The sequence below is a fragment of the Bradyrhizobium sp. NBAIM03 genome, assembly GCF_020194055.1.
Lineage (GTDB): Bacteria > Pseudomonadota > Alphaproteobacteria > Rhizobiales > Xanthobacteraceae > Bradyrhizobium > Bradyrhizobium yuanmingense.
The window spans coordinates 1-437 of sequence record NZ_JADYVS010000173.1 but is presented as its reverse complement, the minus strand read 5'-3'; the positions used below and the strand labels follow the sequence as shown (position 1 = coordinate 437).

Below are 437 nucleotides of genomic sequence, written 5' to 3'. Positions count from 1 at the left end.
GCCGTTGCCCAGTCGCAGCAAGATGGCCACGTCCGCCTGCCGCAGCGTGACCATGATTCGCCGCGGGTAGGCCACGCCGTCAACGCTTTTTCTTCCCTGGCAACGGCCCAGGCCGCCGCGATGACCTCGACGACGTTCAGAGAGCGCTTGCTCGATGGCCAGCGACTCGTCCGCCGTGAACTCCGTGAGCCGGACCGCAGGAACTCGTCCGCCCTCGCCCCCCTGTTCGGCGACCGTGTCGGAAATCAGGCGATACCGAGGAGCGTTAGCCGCCCGTCCTGTGCGCAGCAGGTAGCCGATGCCTTCGACCGCCGGTGCCGCGCTGGCGTCTTCGCAAGTCAGGTTCCCGTGATTCACTTGACCTCCCGACGTCACCAGGCGCATGCGGACACGGGCTACCAGGCGCGCGTGCTTGTCCTTGGCTGACCCCGTAGGGA

The 437-nt window shown here is 67.3% G+C and carries 1 protein-coding gene; it reads right to left on the bottom strand.

Annotation, left to right across the window (positions count from 1 at the left end):
• Positions 1-357 (bottom strand): hypothetical protein (locus I6F21_RS37950; RefSeq protein WP_225184412.1); only part of this gene is annotated, 357 nt, incomplete at its 3' end.
• Between the last annotated feature and the right edge of the window lie 80 nt (positions 358-437).